Source organism: Streptomyces canus, from assembly GCF_001514145.1.
Classification (GTDB): domain Bacteria; phylum Actinomycetota; class Actinomycetes; order Streptomycetales; family Streptomycetaceae; genus Streptomyces; species Streptomyces canus.
The window spans coordinates 522,724-546,994 of sequence record NZ_KQ948657.1 but is presented as its reverse complement, the minus strand read 5'-3'; the positions used below and the strand labels follow the sequence as shown (position 1 = coordinate 546,994).

The 24,271-nt window shown below is 69.9% G+C and carries 24 protein-coding genes; 12 read left to right on the top strand and 12 right to left on the bottom strand.

All coding sequences use genetic code 11. The features are described from left to right. Nucleotides 1-22 precede the first annotated feature (22 nt). A complete protein-coding gene (locus AQJ46_RS07360) occupies nt 23-934 on the top strand; it encodes a YihY/virulence factor BrkB family protein (protein ID WP_057607778.1) in 912 nt (303 codons plus the stop codon). Here AQJ46_RS07360 and AQJ46_RS07355 read toward each other — a convergent pair. Then, entirely contained in the window at nt 879-2,189 is a 1,311-nt protein-coding gene (locus tag AQJ46_RS07355; protein ID WP_059204801.1) for a D-alanyl-D-alanine carboxypeptidase family protein, read from the bottom strand. The two genes, AQJ46_RS07360 and AQJ46_RS07355, sit on opposite strands and share 56 nt — an antisense overlap. A gap of 91 nt (nt 2,190-2,280) precedes the next feature. On the opposite strand from AQJ46_RS07355, the gene AQJ46_RS57100 reads away from it, so the two are divergent. From AQJ46_RS57100 to AQJ46_RS07330, 5 genes are all read left to right on the top strand, one after another. Then, complete coding sequence (locus tag AQJ46_RS57100) at nt 2,281-2,541, top strand: SCO4848 family membrane protein (protein WP_057607776.1); 261 nt, start codon at nt 2,281-2,283, stop codon at nt 2,539-2,541. Nucleotides 2,542-2,547: 6 nt separating this feature from the next. Next, nucleotides 2,548-3,855 (top strand): metallophosphoesterase, encoded by a 1,308-nt coding sequence (locus tag AQJ46_RS07345; RefSeq protein ID WP_059204800.1) that lies wholly within the window; start codon nt 2,548-2,550, stop codon nt 3,853-3,855. A gap of 117 nt (nt 3,856-3,972) precedes the next feature. Then, complete coding sequence (locus tag AQJ46_RS07340) at nt 3,973-4,317, top strand: hypothetical protein (protein WP_059204799.1); 345 nt, start codon at nt 3,973-3,975, stop codon at nt 4,315-4,317. Nucleotides 4,318-4,496: 179 nt separating this feature from the next. Then, nucleotides 4,497-6,050 carry an ABC transporter substrate-binding protein gene (locus tag AQJ46_RS07335; RefSeq protein ID WP_059204798.1) on the top strand — a complete coding sequence of 518 codons (1,554 nt, stop codon included), beginning with the start codon at nt 4,497-4,499 and terminating at the stop codon, nt 6,048-6,050. A 139-nt stretch (nt 6,051-6,189) separates the two neighbouring features. Continuing rightward, on the top strand, nt 6,190-6,588 hold the full coding sequence (locus AQJ46_RS07330) for an ATP-binding protein (RefSeq protein WP_057607773.1): 399 nt from the start codon (nt 6,190-6,192) through the stop codon (nt 6,586-6,588). Between the two features lie 18 nt (nt 6,589-6,606). Here the strand turns inward: AQJ46_RS07330 and AQJ46_RS07325 are convergent, their stop codons facing one another. Further along, nucleotides 6,607-8,067, bottom strand: coding sequence for a sensor histidine kinase (locus AQJ46_RS07325; protein ID WP_059204797.1), 1,461 nt, complete (start codon nt 8,065-8,067; stop codon nt 6,607-6,609). After that, complete coding sequence (locus AQJ46_RS07320; RefSeq protein ID WP_007384225.1) at nt 8,064-8,765, bottom strand: response regulator transcription factor; 702 nt, start codon at nt 8,763-8,765, stop codon at nt 8,064-8,066. The genes AQJ46_RS07325 and AQJ46_RS07320 overlap by 4 nt, the downstream gene beginning before the upstream one ends. A gap of 166 nt (nt 8,766-8,931) precedes the next feature. Between AQJ46_RS07320 and AQJ46_RS07315 the strand changes: the two genes are divergently transcribed. After that, on the top strand, nt 8,932-11,343 hold the full coding sequence (locus AQJ46_RS07315) for an MMPL family transporter (RefSeq protein WP_059204796.1): 2,412 nt from the start codon (nt 8,932-8,934) through the stop codon (nt 11,341-11,343). A gap of 4 nt (nt 11,344-11,347) precedes the next feature. Here the strand turns inward: AQJ46_RS07315 and AQJ46_RS07310 are convergent, their stop codons facing one another. From AQJ46_RS07310 to AQJ46_RS07295, 4 genes are all read right to left on the bottom strand, one after another. Beyond that, on the bottom strand, nt 11,348-12,100 hold the full coding sequence (locus AQJ46_RS07310) for a TetR family transcriptional regulator (protein ID WP_059204795.1): 753 nt from the start codon (nt 12,098-12,100) through the stop codon (nt 11,348-11,350). Between the two features lie 11 nt (nt 12,101-12,111). Then, nucleotides 12,112-12,630 carry a thiol-disulfide oxidoreductase DCC family protein gene (locus tag AQJ46_RS07305; RefSeq protein WP_059204794.1) on the bottom strand — a complete coding sequence of 173 codons (519 nt, stop codon included), beginning with the start codon at nt 12,628-12,630 and terminating at the stop codon, nt 12,112-12,114. Further along, nucleotides 12,627-13,022 carry a hypothetical protein gene (locus tag AQJ46_RS07300; protein WP_057607768.1) on the bottom strand — a complete coding sequence of 132 codons (396 nt, stop codon included), beginning with the start codon at nt 13,020-13,022 and terminating at the stop codon, nt 12,627-12,629. The genes AQJ46_RS07305 and AQJ46_RS07300 overlap by 4 nt, the downstream gene beginning before the upstream one ends. Nucleotides 13,023-13,139: 117 nt before the next feature. Then, on the bottom strand, nt 13,140-13,550 hold the full coding sequence (locus AQJ46_RS07295) for a VOC family protein (protein ID WP_059204793.1): 411 nt from the start codon (nt 13,548-13,550) through the stop codon (nt 13,140-13,142). 126 nt (nt 13,551-13,676) lie between these two features. Between AQJ46_RS07295 and AQJ46_RS07290 the strand changes: the two genes are divergently transcribed. The 4 genes from AQJ46_RS07290 to AQJ46_RS07275 are packed head-to-tail and all read left to right on the top strand — an operon-like array spanning nt 13,677 to nt 17,419. Continuing rightward, a complete protein-coding gene (locus tag AQJ46_RS07290; RefSeq protein ID WP_057607766.1) occupies nt 13,677-14,099 on the top strand; it encodes a TM2 domain-containing protein in 423 nt (140 codons plus the stop codon). Then, entirely contained in the window at nt 14,071-14,511 is a 441-nt protein-coding gene (locus AQJ46_RS07285) for a DUF2752 domain-containing protein (protein ID WP_059204792.1), read from the top strand. The genes AQJ46_RS07290 and AQJ46_RS07285 overlap by 29 nt, the downstream gene beginning before the upstream one ends. A gap of 50 nt (nt 14,512-14,561) precedes the next feature. Then, the gene (locus AQJ46_RS07280; protein WP_059204791.1) at nt 14,562-14,954 is read left to right on the top strand and encodes a hypothetical protein; all 393 of its coding nucleotides are present in this window, start codon (nt 14,562-14,564) and stop codon (nt 14,952-14,954) included. 2 nt (nt 14,955-14,956) lie between these two features. Continuing rightward, complete coding sequence (locus AQJ46_RS07275) at nt 14,957-17,419, top strand: DUF4132 domain-containing protein (protein WP_059204790.1); 2,463 nt, start codon at nt 14,957-14,959, stop codon at nt 17,417-17,419. Between the two features lie 21 nt (nt 17,420-17,440). Here AQJ46_RS07275 and AQJ46_RS07270 read toward each other — a convergent pair whose 3' ends face one another. Beyond that, nucleotides 17,441-18,727, bottom strand: a complete 1,287-nt coding sequence (locus AQJ46_RS07270; RefSeq protein ID WP_059204789.1) for a M48 family metallopeptidase — start codon at nt 18,725-18,727, stop codon at nt 17,441-17,443. A gap of 95 nt (nt 18,728-18,822) precedes the next feature. Beyond that, a complete protein-coding gene (locus AQJ46_RS07265; RefSeq protein WP_057607761.1) occupies nt 18,823-19,608 on the bottom strand; it encodes a hypothetical protein in 786 nt (261 codons plus the stop codon). 167 nt (nt 19,609-19,775) lie between these two features. Here AQJ46_RS07265 and AQJ46_RS07260 point away from each other — a divergent pair, with 167 nt between their 5' ends. Continuing rightward, nucleotides 19,776-20,705 carry a hypothetical protein gene (locus AQJ46_RS07260; protein WP_079072201.1) on the top strand — a complete coding sequence of 310 codons (930 nt, stop codon included), beginning with the start codon at nt 19,776-19,778 and terminating at the stop codon, nt 20,703-20,705. Nucleotides 20,706-20,994: 289 nt separating this feature from the next. Here AQJ46_RS07260 and AQJ46_RS07250 read toward each other — a convergent pair whose 3' ends face one another. From AQJ46_RS07250 to sdhA, 3 genes are all read right to left on the bottom strand, one after another. Further along, nucleotides 20,995-21,576, bottom strand: coding sequence for a hypothetical protein (locus tag AQJ46_RS07250; protein ID WP_159063998.1), 582 nt, complete (start codon nt 21,574-21,576; stop codon nt 20,995-20,997). A 146-nt stretch (nt 21,577-21,722) separates the two neighbouring features. Continuing rightward, nucleotides 21,723-22,502, bottom strand: coding sequence for a succinate dehydrogenase iron-sulfur subunit (locus AQJ46_RS07245; protein ID WP_057607757.1), 780 nt, complete (start codon nt 22,500-22,502; stop codon nt 21,723-21,725). Further along, nucleotides 22,502-24,256, bottom strand: a complete 1,755-nt coding sequence (sdhA, locus tag AQJ46_RS07240; protein WP_059204785.1) for a succinate dehydrogenase flavoprotein subunit — start codon at nt 24,254-24,256, stop codon at nt 22,502-22,504. Before sdhA ends, AQJ46_RS07245 begins: the two co-directional genes overlap by 1 nt. Nucleotides 24,257-24,271: the final 15 nt, after the last annotated feature.

Genomic DNA, 24,271 nt, shown 5'->3' with positions numbered 1-24,271 from the left:
ACGCGGAGGGCAAGATCCGATCATGGACTGGCTGAAGAGACTCCCCGTCGTCGGGCCGCTCTGGGTGCGCCTGACCGCCACGCACGCGTGGCGGTCGTACGAACGGTTGGACCGGGTGAAGTGGACCCGGCTGGCCGCGGCGATGACGTTCACCAGCTTCGTCGCGCTGTTCCCGCTGCTCACCGTGGCCGCAGCGATCGCCGCCGCCACGCTCAGCACGGAGCAGCAGAACGACCTCCAGGACAAGATCGCCGATCAGGTGCCCGGCATCTCCGATCAGCTGAACATCGGCGACCTGGTCCAGAACGCCGGCACCGTCGGTCTCATCGCCGCCGCCGCCCTGCTGTTCACCGGCATCGGCTGGGCCGGCTCGATGCGCGAGTGTCTGCGCGCGGTGTGGGAGCTGCCCGACGAGGACGAGAACGCGATCCTGCGCAAGGGCAAGGACCTGGGAATCCTGGTCGGGTTCGGCGGCGCGGTCCTGGTCACGCTCGCCATCTCCACCGTCGCCTCCGCGCTGGTCGACTGGATCGCCGGAGAACTGGGCCTCCAGGAGGGCAGCGCCGGCCGGGTCCTGCTGCGCGTCGCCGCGTTCGTCATCGCCGTACTCGCCGACTTCCTGCTCCTGCTGTACGTCCTGACCCTGCTGCCCGGGGTCGAGCCGGCGCGCCGTCGATTGTTCGTCGCCGCGCTGACCGGCGCGATCGGCTTCGAACTGCTGAAGCTGCTGCTGAGCGGCTATATGCAGGGCGTGGCGACGAAGAGCATGTACGGCGCGTTCGGCGTCCCCGTCGCCCTGCTGCTGTGGATCAACTTCACGGCGAAACTGGTGCTGTTCTGCGCCGCGTGGACGGCGACGGGGAGCAAGGAGCAGGAGCTCACGGACGAGAAGAGCGACGACGCACCAGATCCGGCAGCGGCCAGCGGCGGTTGACGAGGAACGCGGCGCCCGCGAGCAGCACAAGGAGGCCGCCGGTGATCGCGATGGCGGTGCCCATTCCGCGGGAGCCGCCGTCGGCCGTGGCGGACGCGACGTGCTTCGCCGAGGCCCCTGAGCCCGCGGAATCCCCGGAACCCCCGGCCTCGCCGGCGTCCCCCGGCTGGGCGCTGGACTGCGCGGCGCCCTTCGGCGGCACCAGCTCACCCACCGGCTGCACCTTGCCGGCCGCCTTGAAGCCCCAGTCGAAGAGCTTCGCGGTCTCCTTGTAGACCTCGTTGTGCTCTTCCTTGGACGGGTGCATGACGGTGACGAGCAGCACCCTGCCATTGCGCTCGGCGACACCGGTGAAGGTGGCGCCCGCGTTGGTGGTGTTGCCGTTCTTCACACCTGCAATGCCCTGGTACTGCGAGATGTCGTAGTCGCCGCTCAGCAGTCGGTTGGTGTTCTGGATCTCGAAGGGCTTGCGGACGGTCTTGCCCTTCTTGTCCTTCTTCGTCTCGCCGGGGAACTTCGCGGTGACCGTCGAGCAGTACTCGCGGAAGTCCTTCTTCTGCAGGCCGGAGCGGGCGAACAGGGTCAGGTCGTAGGCCGAGGAGACCTGGCCGGGGGCGTCGTAGCCGTCGGGGCTGACGACATGCGTGTCGAGGGCCTGGAGCTCCTCGGCGTGCTCGTTCATCTCCGTGACGGTCTTGGCGACGCCCTTGTTCATCGCGGACAGGACATGCACGGCGTCGTTGCCGGAGCGAAGGAAGACGCCGAGCCACAGATCGTGGACCGTGTACGTCTCGCCCTCCTTTATCCCGACCAGGCTGGAGCCGGCGCCCATGCCCGCGAGGTCGGAGGGGACGACCTTGTGCTTCTCGGTCTTGGCGAACTTCGGCAGCACGGTGTCCGCGAAGAGCATCTTCATGGTGCTCGCCGGGGGCAGTCGCCAGTGCGCGTTGTGTGCGGCGAGCACATCCCCGGACTCGGCGTCCGTCACGATCCAGGAGCGCGCGGTGATGTCCTTGGGCAGGACCGGGACCCCGCTCGCGAGATTGACCTGCGTGCCCGCCTGGCCGAGCCGCGAGCCGCCCACGGTCGACATGTTCGCCGGGGGAGTGGCGCTCGGGGATGCGCTTGGCGACGCGCTCGGTGACGGGCTGGGAGCCGCGAGGGCGACGGGCGCGGTCAGCGCGAGGGACGACAGGGCGGCGGCGGAGGTGACCAGCAGGGATCGCCCGGCGGTCTTCTTCTGTGGTGCGGACACGTTCAGGAACGTACATGGCGCGGAGGGTGAAGTCCCACAGCCCTCCCCACCCCGGCCGCCGAACCGGCCAACGGCCCGCGATACTGGACCCATGAAGCTCAGCCGCCCCGTCTCCTGGTTCCTGCTCGCCTTCGGGGTGTGGAGCTGGATCATCTGGATCACTTTCGTCAAGAACCTCGTCAAGGACGCCAGCGGGCTCGCGTTCGACGACGCGGGCGACCCGACGGGGTACTTCTGGGTGCACCTGCTGCTGGCCGTCGTCTCCTTCGTATTGGGGACGGTCGTCGGGCTCATCGGGTTGCGTGGACTGCGCGCACTGCGCCGGAACTCACAGCCGACCCTCGAGAGTTAGCAGACCGTGGTCATCGTCTTCGCACTGCTCGCCCTGGCCGTCCTCGTGACGGCCAACTGGTACCTGTGGCGCCGCCTGTTCCGCGACACCACCGGCGGCCCCGGCCGGGTCCGCCGCGTGGGCGCGGTGCTCATCGGCGGCGGCTGGGCGCTGGCGGTCGGTGCCCTGGTCGCGGAGCGCACCGGCGCCCCCTTCTGGCTCCAGCGGGTGCTCGCGTGGCCCGGCTTCCTGTGGCTGGCGCTGTCGATCTACCTGCTGCTGGCGGTCCTGGCGGGAGAGGTCGTACGACCCCTGCTGCGACGTCTCCTCGAACGCTGGGACAGGCGCGGTGAGCCCGCCGTGGCCGCCGTACCGCACCCGGAGCGGGTACCGGCGGGAGCACCTGCCGAGAAGCCGCAGGAGGACGGGAGCCCGCCCCGGGAACCCGGGAAGGGCGGACCGGCGGCAGAGGAGCCGTCGGAACCCGGCGGCTCCACCCTCGTCGCCGCCCCCTCCCGGCGCCTCTTCGTCTCCCGCGTCGTCGCCGGAGCCGCCGCCGCGGCCGCCGTGGGAACCGTCGGCTACGGCACGTACGGCGTCCTGCGCGGGCCCAGGGTCAAGCGGGTCACCGTGCCGCTGGCGAAGCTCCCGCGCGCGGCGCACGGCTACCGGATCGCGGTGGTCAGCGACATCCACCTGAGCCCGGTGCTCGGCCGTGGGTTCGCCCAGAAGGTCGTCGACACCATCAACTCCACCCGGCCCGACCTGATCGCGGTCGTCGGCGACCTGGTCGACGGCAGCGTGAAGGACCTCGGCCCGGCGGCAGCCCCCCTCGCCCAGCTCGAGGCCCGACACGGCTCGTTCTTCGTCACCGGCAACCACGAGTACTTCTCCGGTGCCGAGCAGTGGGTCGAGGAGGTACGGCGGCTCGGTCTGCGCCCGCTGGAGAACGACCGTACGGAACTGGCGTGGTTCGACCTCGCCGGTGTCAACGACATCGCGGGCGAGAGCGAGGGCCGGGGCCCCGACTTCGCCAAGGCCCTCGGCGACCGGGACACGGCACGCGCGTGCGTGCTCCTCGCCCACCAGCCGGTCCAGATCCACGACGCCGTCGACCACGGCGTCGACCTCCAGCTCTCCGGCCACACGCACGGCGGCCAGCTCTGGCCCGGCAACCTCCTCGCGGAGGCCGCGAACCCGACCGTCGCCGGCCTGGAGCGCTACGGCGACACACAGCTCTACGTCAGCCGTGGCGCGGGCGCCTGGGGCCCGCCCACGCGCGTGGGCGCCCCGTCGGACATCACGGTGATCGAACTGGCGTCGAAGCAGGCCTGAACGGCCACCCGGCCCGTCGTACGGCTGTGCCCGGCCCGTCGTACTGCTGTGCCCGGTGCGGTAGTCGGCGTACTTTGACCACGACGGCCCTCCCGGGGCCGACCGGGGGGCTCGCGCATGATGTCCGACACGTCCCTCCAGCGCCTCGCACGCAACCGGCCGGTTCTGTTCGCCCTGTACGAGACCCTGCTCACCGGTGGCTGCGCGCTGTTCTGGTACGCCGTCGCGGGATTGCTGTATCTGGAGAACGCGGCTCACGACCCCTGGGATTCCGACTACCCGCCCGCGCGGCAGTTCTTCCTCCTCGCCTGCGTGTCCGCGCTCTCCCTGCCGGTCACCTGGCTGCTGAGAGGTGTTCCGGTCCCGTGGCTGCGGCGGATCGTGGACCGGGCGATCATGGCGCGGGCCATCGCGTCGGTCATGGTGTGCGCCGGGGCGGTCGTCTACGTGATCGTCCGTTGATCGTCGGCCGGAGCCCCTGTGGGAACGCTGTGAAACATGGCCGAAACTCCTTGCGGTAACGTCTTGCCCAACTCGACAAATCCCTCTTCCCCCAGGTGAAACACCTGTGATTAGGTGATCCGCGCCACTAGGGGGTGGCATGTGCACTGGGACCCATGGGGTCCGGGGAGGGCAAACCGATGCGGTCGGTTCGCGTGCGGATTCTCGCGACGCTGCTTGTTCTGGGGGTCGTGGGAGTAGGCGGCTGGCAGTTGCTCCCGTCCGAGGGGACGGGTAGGACGATCAAGGTGGGGACGACGGACGAAGTCACCTCACTCGATCCGGCCGGCGCCTACGACGCCGGTTCCTGGGCGCTGTTCAACAACGTTTTCCAGTCACTGCTGGCCTTCGAGCCGGGCAGTGCCACACCCGTGCCCGACGCGGCCGAGAGCTGTGGGTTCGAGGGCAGTGATCTGCGCACGTACCGCTGCGTGCTGCGCGAGGGTCTCACCTTCCCGAGCGGCCGCGAGATGACCGCCAAGGACGTCAAGTACTCCTTCGACCGGGTCAAGAAGATCAACTCCGATGTCGGCCCGGCCTCGCTGCTGAGCACCCTGCAGTCGGTCGGTGCCAGTGGCCGGACGGTCACCTTCCGGCTGTCCTCGCCCGACGCCACCTTCCCGTTCAAGGTGGCCACGGGAGCCGGCGCCATCGTCGACAGCAGCAAGTACCCCGCCAACTCGCTGCGCACCGACAACGGCGTCGACGGCACCGGGCCGTACGAACTGAAGGCGTATACGAAGGGCAAGAAGGCGGTCCTCGCGCCCAACGGCGACTACAAGGGCGAGATCGACAGCACCGGCCGCCCCGTCGAACTCGACTACTACGGCGACTCGGACAAGCTGAACAGCGCCTGGAAGGCGAAGCGGATCGACGTCGCCTACCGCCAGCTGCCGCCCGATGTCCTCGCCGGACTGAACCCGAGCGACCCCGGCCAGCGCGTCTCGGAGGCCGACAGCTCCGAGATCCGCAACCTGTACCTCAACACCCGTGCGGGCAGGCCCCTGCACGACACCAAGGTGCGTCAGGCCATGGCCTGGCTGATCAACCGCGAGCAGCTGGCCGCCTCGGTGTACGAGGGGACCGTCGACCCGCTCTACTCGCTGATCCCGACCGGCATCACCGGCCACACCACGTCGTTCTTCGACACCTACTCGGAGCCGAGCGTCAAGAAGGCCCGCGCCCTGCTCACCGAGGCCGGCGTCAACACACCGGTCAGCTTCACCTACGGCTACGGCCTCACCAGCGGTTCCGCCGCCGCGGAGGCCAAGGAGCTCAAGAAGCAGCTGGAGGCGAGCGGCCTGTTCAAGGTGACGCTCAAGGGCTACAAGTGGACCGACTTCCAAAAGCGCTGGGCGACCGGGAAGCTGGACGCCTACGCGGTGGGCTGGGTGGCCGACTACCCCGACCCGGACACCTACGGCTCCCCGCTCGTCGGCACCGACGGCACCATGAACACCGGCTACAGCAGCCATGAGGTCGACCATCTGATTCAGGACAGTCAGCGGTACGCCGAGCGCAGCGAGGCAGGGCAGGACTTCCGCGACCTCCAGGCGGACATCGCCCGCGATGTCCCGGTCATCCCGCTCTGGCAGGCCAAGGACTACGTCGTGACCAGCGAGGACGTCGGTGGCGGCCAGTACCTCTCGGACGGCACCGGAGTCTTCCGCCTCTGGCGCCTCAGCTGGATCTGATCCCGTCGTCCTGGATCTGGTCCCGCCATCGCGCCGTATCTGACGCATTCCCGTGGAATGGACATTCGCCCGAGTGACGCCGGGCAGCCACTCAACGCAGCACCATGTGACGGAGGTGCGCGCGGGGTGAGGAGCAAACGTGTTGAGACGCAACTCCTTCCGGCTGCCCCGGCATCCGGCTTCCGTCGGTCTCGCCCGGCGGCGGGTGCGGGACCATCTGGCCGACTGGGGCCACGGACCGGACGATCCGGCGCTGTCCGACGCGGTGCTGCTGGTCTCGGAGCTGGCCACCAACGTGGTGCGTCACGGGCCGCTCCTGGAGCGGGAGTTCGAGGTCGCGGTGACGGCCCTCGCGGACGGCTCCTGCCTGATAGAGGTCTCCGACGAGGGCCGGCTGGAACCCCGGCTGCGGGTGGTCGGCGCGTGGGAGGAGACCGGCCGCGGTCTGCATCTGGTGGAGAGCCTCGCCGCCGCCTGGGGGGTGTGGAGCCGGGGGCGGCACGGCAAGACCGTATGGGCCCTGGTGACGGCCGGCTGAGCGGACGTACGCGTGGGATCACTGACCCTCGGACACCCGCGCCGGCAGGGTGACCGTCACCGCCAGTCCCTCGCCCGGGGCCGTGCGGACCGTCACCTCGCCGCCGTGGGCCCGCACGACGCCCTGCACGATCGCCAGACCGAGGCCGCTGCCCGCGCCGCCGCCGACCCGGAAGAACCGGTCGAAGACGCGTGCCGCGTCGTCCGCGTGCAGGCCCGGACCCTCGTCCGCGACACACAGCCGTACGACCCCGTCCTCGCGCTCCACCCCCAGCCGCACCGGCACCTCCGCGGGCGTGTGCGTGCGCACGTTGGCCACCAGGTTGCCCAGGACCTGTCTGAGCCCCGACTCGTCGGCCCGCACCAGCAGCGAGCCTTCGGCGGCGACCTCGACGGGCCGGCCGGGCTGCTGCACCCGCAGATCCTCGGCCGCGTCCCGCACCAGCCGGCTCAGGTCGACGTTCCTGAACCGCAGTTCGGGCTGCTGGTCGAGGCGGGCGAGGGTGAGCAGCTCGTCGACGAGCCGCCCCATCCGGTCGGTCTCCGCGAGCACCCGGGCCCAGGCGCGCTTGCGGTCGTCCGGGTCGGACAGCATGCCCTTGTCGTACAGCTGGAGGTAGCCGCGTATGGCGGACAGCGGGGTGCGCAGCTCGTGCGAGGCGTCGGCGACGAAGCTGCGCAGCTGGGCCGCGCTCTGCTCGCGCGTGCGGTACGCCGACTCCACCTGGTGGAGCATGGAGTTGAGGGCGACCCGCAGCTGCTCGACCTCCAGGGTGGCCTCGCAGCTGGAGGGGACGCGCCGAGTCAGATCGCCCTCGGCGATCGCCGAGGAGGTCTCCACCATGTCCTCCAGCGGCCGCATCCGGCGCCGGACGCTGAACATCGTCAGACAGGCCAGCAGCGCGAGCAGCAGAGTGCCGATCGCGAGGTCGAGCCGGACGGCCTTGGCGACACCCTGGTGCAGGACGTCGGTGGGCGCGGCGAGCAGGGCGTAGGAGCCGTCGCCGAGCCGGGCCGCCGTGGCGCGGTAGGTGGAGCCGTCCAGGGTGACGTCGTGCGGCTCGGAGTCGGCGGCGAGCGTGCGCGGCTCTCCGGCCGCCTCCGCCAGGCTCTGCTGGGCCTCGGTCGGATCGAAGCCGAGGATGCTGATCGGCTCGCCCCTGCGGTCGACGACCGCGAAGACGGTCTCCGTCGAGCGCTCGTCGCTCGACTCCTGCTGTGCCGGCATGAGCCGGTCGCGCACGAAGCCCAGCATGCTCAGCGAATCGATCTCCCGCAGGGTGATCTGCGAACCGCCCAGGGAGTCCCGGGTCTTGAGGAGTTCGCTGTCGATCTGGTCGAGCAGGTAGTACCGCATGCCCATCACGCTCACGGCGGTCGCCGCGACGATGCCGATCGCGAGCAGCGCCACGTTGGCGAGCGTCAGCTTGCCGCGCAGCGAGTGGATGCCGTGTCGGGAACGAGGCAGGCGGACCTTCATGCGAGTCCGTACCCGACACCCCGCCGGGTGGTGATCACCGGCGGTCCCAGGGCGTCCAGCTTGCGTCGCAGATAGCTGATGTAGGTCTCGACGACGGTCGACTCGGGCGGGGTGTGCTCGTACTGCCAGACATGGCGCAGGAGTTGCTCCTTGGGCACGATCCGGCCGCCGTTGCGCACCAGGAAGCGCAGGAGTGCGTACTCGGTGGGGGTGAGCTGGACCGTGCGGCCGTCACGGTGCACGGAGTACGTCGTCTCGTCCAGCTCCAGGTCGCCGTAGCGCAGGGGCGGGCGCTGCGGCAGGACGTCGGCCGGGCGGGTGCGGCGCAGGACCGCGGTGATCCTGGCGACGACCTCGTCGATGTTGAACGGCTTGGTGATGTAGTCGTCGCCGAAGCCGAGCGCGCCGACGATCTCGGCGGGGGAGTCCCGCGCGGTGAGGAAGACCAGGGCCAGATCGGGCCGCCGCTCGCGCAGTTCACGGCCGAGGGCGCGGCCGTCGCCGTCGGGCAGCATCACGTCGAGCAGGGCCGCGTCCGGGCGGGTGCGGTCGGTGAGCGCGAGCGCCTCACGGACGGAGCCCGCGACCATCACCTCGAACCGGTGGTAGCGCAGGGCGATGGCGAGCACGTCGGCGATGCTCTCCTCGTCCTCCACCACCAGCACGGTGCCCGGACTCTTCGTCTCTCCCCCAGTCATGACCCCAGTATCGGCCGGGCCACTGACAGTCGGGCCGGTTCGCTCTTTGGAGTTCCTTGAGAGTCATGGGCGTCCGATGTCCACGCGCGTGTGCCACCGCCAATCCTGTTGCGAGGACCTGGGGGACCGACCGACGACCGACAGGGGAGTGTGGAGCGTGGCGGTATTGGCACGCTGGTGCTATCGGCACCGGCTGGTGGTCCTGTTGCTGTGGGTGGGGGCGTTGTTCGGGCTGGGCGCGGCGGGCACGTCCGCGGGCACGAACTACGCGGACGTCTTCTCGTTGCCCAACACGGACTCCAAGACGGCGTACGACCTGATGGCGAAGGCCTTCCCGGAGCGCGCGGGCGACACCGACACCGTGGTGTGGAAGGTCGAGGAGGGATCGGTACGGGACCAGTCCGTACGGTCCCGGATCGAGCCCGCGCTGAAGGAGATCGGCGCGATGAAGGGCGTCGGCGAGGTCACCGACCCGTACGGGGCACAGGGCGCGGCGCAGGTCAGCAAGGACGGGCGGATCGCCTACGCCCAGGTCACCTTCGCCGAGCAGGCGAACGCGGTACCGAAGGACCTGGTCCAGGACGTCGTCGATGCGGCGGAGCACGCGCGCGGTGACGGCCTCCAGGTCGAACTGGGCGGCCAGGCCATCACACGCGTCCAGGAACCGCCCACCGGCACCGCCGAGATCGTCGGCATCCTCGCGGCGGCCGTCGTGCTGTTCCTGGCCTTCGGCTCGCTCTTCGCGATGCTGCTGCCGATCCTGGTCGCCCTGTTCGGCGTGGGCACCGGCGTGTTCTCCACGACACTGATCAGCCATGTCACCAACGTGCCCGAACTCGCCTCGCTGCTCTCCACGCTGATCGGCCTGGGCGTCGGCATCGACTACGCCCTGTTCATCGTCACCCGGCACCGCAAGGGCATCCAACGCGGCCTGGATCCGGAGGAGGCGGCGGTCACCGCCCTCAACACCTCGGGGCGTGCCGTGCTGTTCGCGGGCGGCACCGTGTGCATCGCGCTCGCCGGCATGCTGGTGACCAACCTGCGCTTCCTGGACGGCGTGGTCATCGGCACCTCACTGACCGTCGTCCTGAGCGTCCTCGCGGCCGTGACCCTGCTGCCCGCACTGCTCGGCCTCCTGGGCCACCGGGTGCTCAGCCGCCGGCAGCGGCGCAAGCTGGCCGCGAAGGGACCCGACACGGACCGTCCGAGCGGCCTCGCCGCCCGCTGGTCCGCGACCGTGGAACGCCGCCCGCGCACGGTGGCCGTCCTCGCGGTCGCCGTGATGGCGGTGCTCGCCCTCCCGCTCCTGTCCCTGCGCCTGGGCACCGTCGACCAGGGCAACGACGAGGCCTCGTCGACGACCAGGAAGGCGTACGACCTGCTCGCCGAGGGCTTCGGCCCCGGCTTCAACGGACCGCTCCAGGTCGTCGTGAAGGGCGACGCGGGCGAGTCCCTGGTGACGACGATCCGGCAGACGGAGGGCGTGGCCCAGGCGGGCTCCGCGCCCCCTGCCAACGGCGTCACGGTCATCCAGGTCGTCCCGACCACCTCACCGCAGGCCAAGGAGACGGACGAACTCATCGACACCCTGCGGGACGAGGTGATCCCGGGCGCGGGCGTCGAGGCGCACGTGGGCGGCGTCACGGCGGTCTCCAAGGACTTCGCGTCGGTGACGGCCGACCGGCTGCCGTACTTCATCGCCACGATCATCGGGCTGGGCTTCCTGCTGCTCCTGATCGCCTTCCGCTCGGTGGTGGTCCCGCTCACGGCCGCCCTGATGAACCTGATCGCGGCCGCCGCCTCCTTCGGCGTCCTGGTCGCGATCTTCCAGTGGGGCTGGGGCCTCGACCTCCTCGGCCTCGGCAAGGAAGGCCCCATCGCGGCCTTCCTCCCGATCATCATGCTGTCGCTCCTGTTCGGCCTCTCCATGGACTACCAGGTGTTCCTGGTCAGCCGGATGCACGAGGAGTGGGTGCACACGAGGGACAACGCGCGCGCGGTGCGCGTGGGCCTCGCCGAGACCAGCCGCGTCATCAACTCCGCCGCCCTGATCATGGTCTGCGTGTTCCTGGCGTTCGTGCTCAGCGGCGACTACGGGGCCGCCATGGCGGGTGTGGGACTCGCCGCCGCGGTCGCCCTGGACGCCTTCATCCTGCGCACGGCCCTGGTGCCGGCCGCGATGCATCTGCTCGGCGACGCCAACTGGTGGCTGCCGCAGTGGCTGGAGAAGCGGCTGCCGCACCTCGCGGTGGAGCCGAAGGAGGAGGCGGCTCCGGCGACGGCGGCTCCCTCGGGCGCCGGCCCGGCATCGGCCGTCCACGGCTTCGTCCGTACGGCGGAAGGGGAGCCCGTGGAGGGCGCGGCCGTCTCGCTGCTGTCGGCCGGGGGCCGTCAGCTGGACCGGGTGGAGTCGCTGGCCGACGGCTCGTACATCGTCGCGGTCCCCGCACCCGGGACGTACCTGCTGGCGACCACGGCCCCGGCGTACGGCTCGCGCGCGCGGCACGTCGTCGTGGGGGAGGGGCCACTGGTGTACGACGTCGAACTGGTCGAGGGCGAGGTCGACGCCGTCAACTGAGTGACTAGGCCTTCCTGCCGGGGTCCGGCATCACCTTCGTCATCCCCGGCAGGAAGTCCGTGAACAGTTCGTGCACCTCTCGTACGAGCGGCCTGAGCACCCGGAACCGGGCCAGTGACACGCCCCTCGCGGTGAGCCTGGCGCCGCGCTCGGCGAGCCGGTAGCTCCGCTCGCGGCCCTCCGTGCGGTCGAAGATCCAGTACAGGACGAGCCCCATCTGGGACAGCCACATCAACTCGGGGAGGATGTCGCGGAGTTCCTCGGGCACCTTCGTCCTCGTCGCGCCCCGCAGCACCTCGCGGTGTACGGCGATCGCCTCCACGCGCGCGTGCTCCGACTCGGGTGAGAACGGACTGAGCGGGCTGTCGGGATCGGCGGCGTTCTTGAAGAACTGCACCGCGAACTCGTGATACGGCTGCGCGATGTCCAGCCAGACCTTCAGTACGCCCGCGAGCCGCGCCTCCAGGTCGCTCTCCCGGGCCAGGACCTCCCGGACCGCCGCCTGGTGCTCGGCGGCGATCCGGTCGTAGAAGCCCTGGATCAGGTGCTCCTTGCCCGCGAAGTAGTAGTACGCGTTGCCGACGGAGACCCCGGCCTCCTGGGCGATGGCCCGCATGGTCGTCTTGTCGTACCCCCGCTCCTGGAACAGCCGCATCGCCGTCTCCAGGATCAGCGCGCGCGTCTGCTCGGACTTGCTCGTCTGTTCGGACTTGCTCGGGGTACTGCCCTCGTCGGGGCCGTCGTTGTTCGCAGGCACGGAAAGAGAGCCTAACCAGTGGCGCGGCCGCCGCTGCCGCACCCCGGTGGGGTGTGGACCCAGCCCCGTCCGGGGTCGTACGCCCAGCCTTCCGAGCGGCGGTACGCGGGGCCGCCCCACTGACCGCCCTGCCACTGCGCGCCCCGCCATTTCGCGGCGGCGAGCACCGCGCCCCTCGCGAGTCGTGCCCCGGACGGGGTGCTGAGCCGGTGAGCGAGCGGCCGGTGCTCGGGCAGCGCCCACAGGGTCACGATCCAGGCGGCGGTGTCGCGGTAGACCTGTCCCGCGTCGCCGACGACGGTGATCTCCTCCAGCGTGGCGCGGTGATCGAGCCCGGGAAACCTCAGCCGGGCCTCCTGCGACCCGGCCGGCACCAACTCCAGCGGGACCAGCTGCGGCTGGCGTACGAGCCAGTCGCGCAGGAAGGCGCACAGGGAGCAGTCGGCGTCGTACAGGACGGTGAGCCGGCGGACCGGGGTGCGGTCCGCCGGGACACCCGCACCGCCCTTGGTACCTGTCGGGCCTGTCATGCCCGGACCCAGTCCTGCGGCGCGACCGGAGGCGTCTGCTCCCGCTCCATGGCGCCCCGCCTGCGGATCCGGTTGAGGACGTACACATTGGCCAGGTGCATCACTCCGAGGACCAGCAGCACCACGCCCAGCTTGGTCGACAGGGCCTCGAAGACGCCGCGCGTGTCCTCGATCGTCCCGTCGCCGCTGAGGTACAGCGCGACGAAGCCGAGGTTCACGAGGTAGAAGCCGACCACCAGGAGGTGGTTGACGGCCTCGGCGAGCTTCTCGTTCCCGCGCAGCACGTCGGCGAGGAAGATCCGCCCGTTCCTGCTGAGCGTGCGGGCCACCCAGACGGTCAGGGCAATGCTGACGACGAGGTAGATGACGTAGGCGACGACCGTACGGTCCATGTGCCTCCCCCTTCTTGAACGCGTTCAAAACGCTGACGGGAGTGACTCTAGACCTGTTTTTGAACGTGTTCAACTCGCTTGCGGGGAGGCCTGCGTCACGTGTGTGTCCGTGATCCCTCAGGCTCGCCGGCCGAGCTCCGGACGCTTGGTGTAGTCGGTGAACCCGAGGACGTTCCCCCAGGGGTCGGCGACCTCGACGGTCCAGCCGGTGGCTACGGAGAAGGGCTCGTCGAGCAGTTCGAGGCCGGCTGCACGCAGCTCCCGCGCGGCGGTCCTTGCGTCCGGCACCTCCAGCCACACGCGCGTGGCGGGCCACGGCGGCGGCCGGTGCCCGAGCGCCTCCTCCTGCCGGAGCAGGATCCCGGGCGTCTCGCCGCCGACCTTCAGCAGTGCGATCCCGGCCTCGTCGAGCCGGAAGCCCACCGTGAAGCCCGCGCGCTCGTAGAAGGAGACGGCCTCGCCGAGGTCCCCGACGGGCAGCAGCACGTTGTCGAATCCGAGCAGTTCGTACGACTGGTCATCTGACATGTCGTCAGATTAAGCCGGGGGTGACGGAACAGGCTTCTGCGACGCGGTGTCCGTCGTGCATGATGACCGGGCTCATTGTCTTTTTTTCGCGGGTCCTCCCGCTTCGGTCCCCAGGAGCAGTCCCCCTTGAGCGAGCAGCCGGGTCACGAACAGCACGGTCACGACCAGCAGGAAAGCGGGCAAGGCCAACAGCAGCAGGCATACCAACAGCAGCAGGGCTACCCGCCGCCGGGCTACCCGCCTCCCGGATATCCGCCGCCGGGCTACTACCCCCCGCCTCCGGGGACGTACACGGGAGACCCCAACGCCCCCTACGGCTACGACCCGTACGGACGGCCGTACTCCGACAAGTCGAAGGTCATCGCGGGCATCCTCCAGCTCACCCTCGGCGGCTTCGGCGTAGGACGCTTCTACCTGGGCAACGTCGGGATGGGACTCGCACAGCTCTTCACCTGCGGCGGCCTGGGCGTCTGGTCGCTGATCGACGGCATCCTCCTGCTCACCGGGAACGACCACACCGATGAACACGGCCGGATCCTCCGAAGCTAGGACGGAGGGCGCCGCGGCCTCCGTACGGCGCTCCCCGCTCCGCCACCCCGCGGCGGCACCCTCGGCGGTGCTCGCCGCGGGAGCCGCCGGTGCCGTGTACCTCTACCGCACCGACCCGCACGACCCCGGCCACCTCCTGCCGCAGTGCCCGTTCCGCATGCTCACCGGCCTGCTCTGTCCGGCCTGCGGCGGCACCCGCATGGTGTACGACCTGATGCACGGCCACGTCACCGAAGCGTGGCTGGACAACCGGGCTCTGCTGCTCGCCGCGCCGTACGCCCTGATCCTGCTGGGCCGTTGGGCGTGGGAGGGCCTGCGCGGCCGTCGCTGGCGTCCCACGCTGAGCCCCCGGGCGCAGGTGGTCGTGCTCGCGGTGGCCGTGGCCTGGACGGTGGTCCGCAACATCGTGTGACCCGCTCCGGACCGGACCCGTTGTCAGTGGTGCCTCGTACTGTCTTCGGTATGGGAATCGTGATGTTCGTCGACGAGACGACGAGCGGGAGCCGCAGTGACGGCTGGGGTCTGGAGATCGCCGAGGAGCGGCTCGCCGTGGGCGAGTTGATCCGCCGCCGGGTCTTCCAGGAGGTGGCCGAGTACAACGCGCGCACACCCGCCGTCTTCCAGGGCCTGGTCCAGCCCGAGGACACCGAACGCGTGCTGAACGGCTACGCGTTGCGCACGCCCCGCCGCATAGACCCCGAGACCCAGACCGAGCTCGCCCTCAAGGCCTTCGCGGGCAACGGCTTCCTGGTGCTGGTCGGCGACCGTCAGGTGACCGAGCTCGACGAGGAGATCGACCTCGTGCTCGGCACCGAGGTCACGTTCCTCAAGCTCGTCCCGCTGGTGGGTGGCTGACCATGGGCGAGATCCAGAAGTACAAGGACCTGATCCGGCAGCGGGCCGGCGACGGTGACCTGGAGGAGCTCGCCGCCGACCTGCTCAAGGCCGCGGTCGCCAACAAGGGCAACTGGGCCGGCCTGTGGGACGGCGTGCTGGCCCGGCTGCTCGAACTGCCGCCGGACGCGCGGTCACGGATCGCCGACGGCCTCGTGACGCAGTACCACTCGCAACAGGCGGGCCCGAACGCCCAGCAGAACGCGCTGATCCTGCTCGGCATCGTCTCCCGCGACCTGCCGCCCCACGACCACCTGACCGCGGAGCGCCTGTCCCTGCTCGACGGGATCTCCCGGCAGCACTCCTTCTGGTGGGGCGCCCGCTACGAGAACCTCATCGAGGCCGAGCTGGCCGCGGGCCGCCCGGTCGCGCCCGCAGTCGTCGCCACGGTCCGCCGCTCCGTCCTCCACGCCTACCACAACGAGGACCTGCCCAGGACGGCCAAGAAGCTGACCGAACCGCCCCTCAACGTGGGGGAGGCATGGGCCGAGGAAGCCCTGCGCGAGACCGGCCCCGCCTGGCAGCAGCTACTGACCCACATGACGACCGCCACCGCGGCCAAGCCTTCCCCCAAATGGGACAAGCAGGCAGCCGCCCTGGTCGACCCGCTCGGTCCCGACCGCGTCCGCGAGGCGGTGATCCGCTGGCTCGCCCTGGTCGGCCGCCCCCGCACCTTCGAGCTGGAACGCGGGCGGTACGAACCCGACGTCAACAGCGCCTACGACCCCTACAACGCGAACGCCCTGCGCGGCCTCGCCTGGCTCCTCTCCCTCCTCCCGGCGCACCCCGACACCGCCCGCGCCCTCGGCGCCCTCGTCGAGACCTCCCTCAAGAAGGTCGCCGGCCTCGGCCCGCGCAACCCGAAGGTCGCCAACGCCGGTGTCAACGCCCTCGCCCGCGTCGACAGCGAGGCGGCACTCGCCGAACTGGCCCGCCTGGCCACCCGGGTGACGTACAAGAACACCGTCAAGCTGCTCGACGCGGCCCTGGAGGCACGCGCCGTCGCCCTGGGCCTCAGCCGCGAGGAGATCGAGGAACTGGCCGTACCGTCATACGGCCTGACCGAGGTCGGACGCGCCGAGCACCGGCTCGGCGAGAACACGGCCGTCCTCGAAGTCCAGGGCTCCAGGGCCGTGTTGACCTGGAGCAACGCGAGTGGGAAGCCGGTCAAGAGCGTGCCGGCCGCCGTGCGCCGGGACCACGCGGAGGAGCTGAAGGAGCTCAAGGCGGCCGCCAAGGACGTCGACAAGATGCTCTCGGCCCAGAGTGAACGCCTGGATCGCCAGTTCCTGGCCGACCGCACCTGGTCCTACGACACCTGGCGCGAGCGCTACCTCGACCACCCCCTCGTCGGCACCCTCGCCCGTCGCCTCCTGTGGACGGTCGACGGCACGACGGCCGGATACGCCGACGGCTCCCTGCGCACGGTCACGGACACCCCCGTCACCGCAGGCACGGAAGTCCGTCTCTGGCACCCGGTGGACCGCACCCCCGCCGAGATCGTCGCCTGGCGCGACTGGCTGGAGCGCCACGGGATCACCCAGCCCTTCAAGCAGGCCCACCGAGAGGTCTACCTGCTGACGGACGCGGAGCGCACCACCGGCACCTACTCCAACCGCTTCGCGGCCCACGTCCTGCGCCAGCACCAGTTCCACTCCCTGGCGGCGGCCCGGGGCTGGCGCAACAGACTCCGCCTTGCCGTCGACGACGAGGCCCCGCCGCCCAGCCGGGACCTCCCGCGCTGGGGCCTGAGAGCCGAGTACTGGATCGAGGGCGACGGCGGCGAGGACTACACGGACATCACCGACTCCGGCACCTTCCTGCGCCTGCGCACCGACCAGGTCCGGTTCTACCCGATCGACGCCCCGGAGAACTGGGCGCACTGCTCAGGCGGCGAGTACCGCATGTGGCTGCGCGACGGTGCCGAGCCGGTGGACCCCCTGCCCCTGACGGAAATCCCGTCGCTGGTCCTGTCCGAAGTCCTGCGCGACGTGGACCTGTTCGTCGGCGTGGCCAGCATCGGCAACGACCCCACCTGGCAGGACGGCGGCCCCGGCGGCCGTTTCCGCGAGTACTGGACGTCGTACGGCTTCGGAGAGCTCAACCAGAGCGCCGAGACCCGCCGACTCCTCCTGGACCGCCTGATCCCGAGGCTCGCGATAGCCGACCGCTGCACCCTGGAGGGCCGCTTCCTCCACGTCAAGGGCGACCGCCACACGTACAAGATCCACCTCGGCTCGGGCAACATCCTCCGCACCCCGAACGACCAATACCTGTGCATCGTCCCGAAGTCCAACCCGTCGGCGCCGCAGGCCGGTTACCTCCCCTACGAGGGCGACCGCATGCTCGCGGTCATCCTCAGCAAGGCGATGATGCTGGCCGACGACACGAAGATCACCGATCCGACGATCCTGAGCCAGCTGTGACCGGCCCGACCCCGGGGGCCGTCACTGGTCTCCGTAACCGTCCCTGACGACTTCACGGGCCAGCGTCCCGCGCACGTCCGCCAGTTCACCGTCGATGCGCTCGGTCCGGGCGGTGTCCGCCGTCACCGTGGCCGGCACCGGCGTACCGTCCAGCAGGAGCCGGCGGCGCAGATGGGTCGGCGGGTGGCTCGCGTCGACGCTGTGGCCGCGCAGTGCCCCGACCCGGCGCTGGCGTTCGAACTCGGACTCCGGGACGGAGTCCAGATGGGCGACGAGCGCCTCCCACAGGCCGTCGGCGTTCTGCTCGCCGCCCCGGCCGGTCCGGCGCAGTCGGCGGCTGTTGGTCTCGCGCTGCAGGGTGGTGACGATCGAGTCGGTGACCATGAGACGGTCCATCAGACCGACCGCTCCCTCGGTGGACCCGGTGCGGGCCGCCGCTCCGTCGGCCAGATACTCACCGCGCTGGGAGGCCCGCGCAGTCAGCAGGTCGAGCAGCGCCATGACGGCGCTGATCAGCAGGCGGAGCGGGACGCAGGCCAGGTTGGTGATGGCCTGGACCACGTTCGGGTTGGGCATCGGCCGTACGTAGTAGAGCCAGGTGCTCAGCGACCTGAAGGCGGTTCCCACGACCATGCCGTGCCGGGTGTCGCCGTGGGTGAAGTGGCCGAGCTCGTGGCCCAGGAGCGCGATCCGCTGCTGAGGGCTCAGCACCTCCCACAGCGGCAGCCCCAGCGTCAGGAGCCGGCGCCGCAGCCCGAGCTGGGTCACACTCGCGTTGGCCTCGACGTCCACGACGACGGCGTCCACGCCCCGGGTGCCCAGGGCGGCGGCGACCTCGTCGACCAGCGCGAACAGCTCGGGCGCGTCGCCTCGCAGCAGGACGCGGTCGTCATCGGACAGCCGGTTCAGCCGCGGCCGCAGGGACCAGGCCAGCGCCAGCAGGAACAGCCCGAACGCCATACCGAGCCCGCCCCAGCCCCGGACCAGGCCCCACAGGCCGACCGCGGCCAGGACGACGGTCAGCCCGTGCACGGTGAGCGCGAGCGCGTAGGCGAGCGGACCGGACCAGGTACGCCGACTCCCGATCCCCTTCCCGCCCCCGCCCCGCAGCTCGTCGAACAGCCGCGCGCCGTACCGCTGCGCCAGCCCGCGGCGCACCCGGTCCAGCCCGCGCTTCTCCTTACCGGGCCCCTGCGGGTCCACGTTCCACTCGCAGGCGGCACACCACGTGGTGAACCGTCTGTCCGTACGGATCTCCACCCCGCACTGCGGGCACGACGACACGATCTCTTCTCCAGCGGTACGCACCGCTGCCTCCCCTGTCCCCCGGCCCCTCCCCAGAGGCCCCCAGCTCATGACCGCCGAAGTGGATCACGCCCGGCGCACCGGGCGCAATCCCGGATTCAGCCCCCGCTTCCGCAGCCGCCCACGCGCCGCGTGCCCAGCGCGATGTCGTCCATACGGATGTCGTACGACGACGGCGTCGGGTCGGCCTGATAGAGCTGCCAGCCCAGCTTCAGCTTGTCGAAGGCGGGGAAGACGAAGTCGTCCGCGGTCCCCCCGTGCGCCTTCGTGGACACCGTCAGCTCGGACTGCTCCACGCCGCCCAGATACACGGTGACCCGGTTGTCGGTGGCGTCCAGATGGAACTCGACGCACTGCCAGGCCCCGCCGACGGCAGGTGCGGAGGTCTTCCAGGAGGTCCAGTCCCCGGTGGGCCCGAGATCGGACCCGACGCCCCAGAAGTTGCCGCCGTCGGTCGGCGCGTACTGCCCACCGAGCGGCCGCACCAGCGTCGACGAGCCCGTCCCCGACGCCTCGGCGATGGTCCAGTGCGCCCAGTCGGGCGCCGTGGGGAACCCCCCGACCCGCAGCCGCACCCGTCCCCAGAAGCTGTTGCCGGGCGGGGCGAGCTCATCGAACACAAGGAAGGCCCGACCGTTGCCCTCCGTACGAATGCGCAGCTCACGCCCGTGCCCCGTGGCGCTGGGGACAACGGTCAGCGTGCCGCCGGCCGTGTCGGCGCTCCAGCCGCGCCCCTCGGTGACCGGGCCGAGGGGGAGACGGTCGAAATTCTCCCGGGCCAGGGTTCCGTGGGGGGCGGGGGTTGCGGAGGCAGTGGGGGGTATCGCGAGCAGTACCGCTGCGGCGGCGCACAGCGCGGCGGCGGATTTCCTCAGGAGTGCCATGGTGGCAGTCTGCGACCAGCGCCCCACAAGTAACAACAGTCACACGGGACTTGACCAGTGCCGACCACCCGTGTGGCTTGATCGCACCACGCACCCTCCCTCCTCTCTGCTTGACACGGCGCTTCATACTGAACAGCGCTCAGGGGCCTATGGGGAGGGCGAGCTTCGTGCGACGGGTGCTGTCGGTGCGTTTCGCGCCGTGCGCGCTGTTCGTCGCCGGGGTGCTCGCGCTGGTGCGGGCGGGGAGTTTTTCAGGGCGGAGCAACTGGAGAGCGGTGAGGCCGCATGGGCCGGAGGCCGCGCTTGGCGTGATCCTGGCGGTCGTTGTCTGCGCGGCACTGCTCGGGCTGCTGGTGCAGCCGTTCCAAGTGCGTCTAGTGCGCGTTCTGGAGGGTTACTGGGACCGCTGGGTTCTCACGGCCAGGCTCGCGGGGCTCTTGGCCCGGCTGCAGCGCAGGCGTTGGCAGGCACTCCACCGGCGGGCTCACGGCCAGACGGGCGGAGACAGGGATCTGCGCGTACGCGCGGACGCACGCCGCCGACTCGCCGCTCACCCGCCGGCCCACGTCCTGCTGCCCACAGCACTCGGTAACGCCCTGCGCGCCGGGGAGCTGAGCGCGGGTGAACGCTACGGTCTGAGGACGCTGACCTCCTGGCCCCGCATCTTCCTGCAGGTCTCCGATCGCATGTCCGAGGTGCTCCGCTCGACCCGGGACGCACTCGAGACCGCGGTGAATTTCTGCTGGGCGTTCCTCGCCCTGATGGGGGTCGGCACAACCGCCCTGTACGACGAGCCGTCACAGTGGTGGCTGTGTGGAGCCGCCCTGGTCCTTGCCGCCGTTTCGTACAAGGGCGCTGTGACCGCGGCGCAGGCGTACTCGGGCCTCATGCATGTGGTGTACGACCTGCACCGCTTCGACCTGCTCGACGCGTTGCACTACCCCTTGCCCGTGGACCGCGCCTCCGAGGATGTGATGTTCTCCGAGGTATCGGACCTGTTCGCCGGGGTTCGGCGACAGGACCGACGGTACAACCACCCAGGGGGCCGGACCTCCGAGTCGTCGGCGCAGGATCGTGACGATCCCTCAGCGTCCTAGTACTCGGGAAGGATCGCCTGCACCTTCCTGAGCTCCGCCCTGAGTTGATCGGGTGTGCTGAGGGCGACGACGGCCGGTGGAAGACACCTGAAGGCACAGGCCGTCCTGTGCAACTCATGCGCCCTCGACTGTTGGATGTACAACCGCAGTGCTTCGGCATCACGCCGCTCGACCGTCTGGTACCACTTCTGCAGGTCTCCGTGCCCGAAGATTCCGTGGAAGATCTCTTCGCATCCGCCGCACATGTGCGCGACAGGCGGTTCGCCCGGCAGTGTCACGTCGTACAACGTCACTTCGTTCCTCCGTCCAGGGATTTCTGCTTGTCCGGGCGCTTCCTGAACTCCCGGAAGAAGAGGTGATACATCCACCAGGCCTCGCCAAGGGCGCCCAGCAGTGCCAGGCCGGTGGCGATCCAGCGCCAGGCGGCTAGATCGCCGCCGGAGGGAACCAGTACCGATGTGATCGCGAAGATCAGCAGCATGGTGCCCGCGTTGAACGCGATCACCGCGCGTTGGTTGCGGATCTTCCACTGGATGAAGTGTTTCTCGCGCTCGGCCAGCGCTCGCGGGCCGCGCTTCAGTTCGTCCTCCGTGTACCAGGCCTCGAGCGTCTGCCTGTTGTAGAGGAACCGGCGTGCGTCCGCGCCCACCTGGATGCTCGCGATCAGGGTGATGGACGCCGAGACGACGAGGAGCAGTGTCGCCCCTGGCCAGCGGAACGTGCTGTCATCGACGACGACGACACCGAGCAAGGTCAGTGAAGCGCCCGCGAGTAATGGCGCAGCCACTGTCTGGGTCGCGGCCGAGGCTTCCGCATAACCGAGCGGATAAGGAACGCCTGGCCATATGTACGGTTCTTTGCTCCGCTCCATGAACCGCCCCCCACTTATTGGGCATTGTGCCCGGAGTGTGACAGGCGGAACGAAGTATTCGGTAGAGGGCGAATTTCTGCCAGACACACCAGAGGGCCCTGTTTCCCAAGTGAAGGAAACAGGGCCCTGATGCAGAGCTGGGAAGATCAGAAGCGCCGAGTGATCAGCGCCCTCTTCACTTCCTGGATCGCCTTCGTGACCTCGATCCCCCGCGGACAGGCGTCCGTGCAGTTGAACGTCGTGCGGCAGCGCCACACGCCGTCACGGTCGTTGAGGATCTCCAGTCGCTGCTCGCCCGCCTCGTCACGGCTGTCGAAGATGAAGCGGTGGGCGTTGACGATGGCCGCCGGGCCGAAGTACTGGCCGTCGTTCCAGAAGACCGGGCAGGAGGACGTGCAGGCCGCGCACAGGATGCACTTCGTCGTGTCGTCGAAGCGCTCGCGGTCCTCCGCCGTCTGGAGGCGTTCCCGGGTCGGCTCGTTCGTGTCCTTCGTGATCAGGAAGGGCATCACGTCGCGGTACGCCTGGAAGAACGGCTCCATGTCGACCACGAGGTCCTTCAGGACCGTCAGGCCCTTGATGGGCTCGACCGTGATCGGCTTCGACGGGTTGATGTCCTTGATCAGCGTCTTGCACGCCAGACGGTTCTTGCCGTTGATCCGCATCGCGTCCGAGCCGCAGATGCCGTGCGCGCAGGAGCGGCGGAAGGTCAGCGTGCCGTCCAGCTCCCACTTGATCTTGTGCAGGGCGTCGAGGACACGTTCCTTCGGGTCGATCTCCAGCTGGAAGTCTTCCCAGGTGGCCTCCGCCGAGACCTCCGAGTTGAAGCGGCGGACGCGGAAGGTGACCGTGATGTACGGGGAGTCGGCGAAGCCGGGCTCGGGCTCGCCGGCCGCGTCCGCCTTGTCCAGAACAGGGGTTGCCATCAGTACTTACGCTCCATCGGCTGGTAGCGGGTCTGGACGACCGGCTTGTAGTCGAGACGGATGGACTCGGCGCCGTCGTCGCCCACCTCGCGGTACGCCATGGTGTGGCGCATGAAGTTGACGTCGTCGCGGTTCGGGTAGTCCTCGCGGTAGTGACCGCCGCGGGACTCCTTGCGGGCCAGCGCGGAGACCGCCATGACCTCGGCGAGGTCCAGCAGGTTGCCGAGCTCGATCGCCTCCAGCAGGTCCGTGTTGAAGCGCCGGCCCTTGTCCTGGATCGAGACGTTCTTGTAGCGCTCGCGCAGCTCCGCGATCTTCTCGACCGCCGTCTTGATCGTCTGCTCGGTGCGGAACACCATGACGTTCGCGTCCATGGTCTCCTGCAGCTCGCGGCGCAGCACCGACACGCGCTCGGTGCCGGTGGCGTCGCGGAGCCGCTCGACCTGGTCGAGTACCAGCCGCGCCGGGTCCTCGGGCAGTTCGACGTAGTCCGCCTTCTGGGAGTACTCGGCGGCGGCGATACCGGCCCGCTTGCCGAACACGTTGATGTCCAGCAGCGAGTTCGTGCCCAGACGGTTGGCGCCGTGGACCGAGACGCAGGCCACCTCGCCGGCCGCGTACAGGCCGGGGACCACCGTGGTGTTGTCGGCGAGCACCTCACCCTCGACGTTCGTCGGGATGCCGCCCATCGCGTAGTGCGCGGTGGGCTGGATCGGGATCGGGTCCGTGTACGGCTCGATACCGAGGTAGGTACGGGCGAACTCCGTGATGTCGGGCAGCTTCGCGTCCAGCTGCTCCGGCGGGAGGTGCGTCAGGTCCAGGTAGACGTGGTCACCCTCGGGGCCGCAGCCGCGGCCCTCGCGGATCTCCGTGTAGATGGAGCGGGAGACGACGTCACGGGACGCGAGGTCCTTCATGACCGGCGCGTACTTCTCCATGAAGCGCTCGCCGTCCTTGTTGCGGAGGATGCCGCCCTCACCGCGGGCGCCCTCCGTCAGCAGGATGCCCATGCGCCAGATGCCGGTCGGGTGGAACTGGAAGAACTCCATGTCCTCCAGCGGCAGCCCGCGACGGTAGACCGCGGCCTGGCCGTCACCGGTCAGCGTGTGCGCGTTGGACGTCACCTTGAAGAACTTGCCGCAGCCGCCGGACGCGTAGATCACGGCCTTCGCCTGGAAGACGTGGATCTCGCCGGTGGCCAGCTCGTACGCCACCACACCGGCCGAGCGCTTGACGCCGTCGACCTCGGTGATCAGCTGGTCCAGGACGTAGAACTCGTTGAAGAACTCCACGCCCTCCTTGACGCAGTTCTGGTACAGCGTCTGGAGGATCATGTGGCCGGTGCGGTCCGCGGCGTAGCAGGAGCGGCGGACCGGCGCCTCGCCGTGGTTACGCGAGTGACCGCCGAAGCGGCGCTGGTCGATCGTGCCGTTCGGCGTGCGGTTGAACGGCAGGCCCATCTTCTCCAGGTCGAGGACCGAGTCGATGGCCTCCTTCGCCAGGATCTCGGCGGCGTCCTGGTCGACCAGGTAGTCACCGCCCTTGACCGTGTCGAAGGTGTGCCACTCCCAGTTGTCCTCCTCCACGTTGGCCAGCGCCGCGGCCATGCCGCCCTGCGCTGCGCCCGTGTGGGAGCGGGTGGGGTAGAGCTTGGTCAGCACGGCGGTGCGGCTGCGCTTCGTCGACTCGATGGCCGCGCGCATGCCCGCGCCACCGGCGCCGACGATGACGGTGTCGTACTTGTGGATCTTCATGATTCTCGCAGCCCC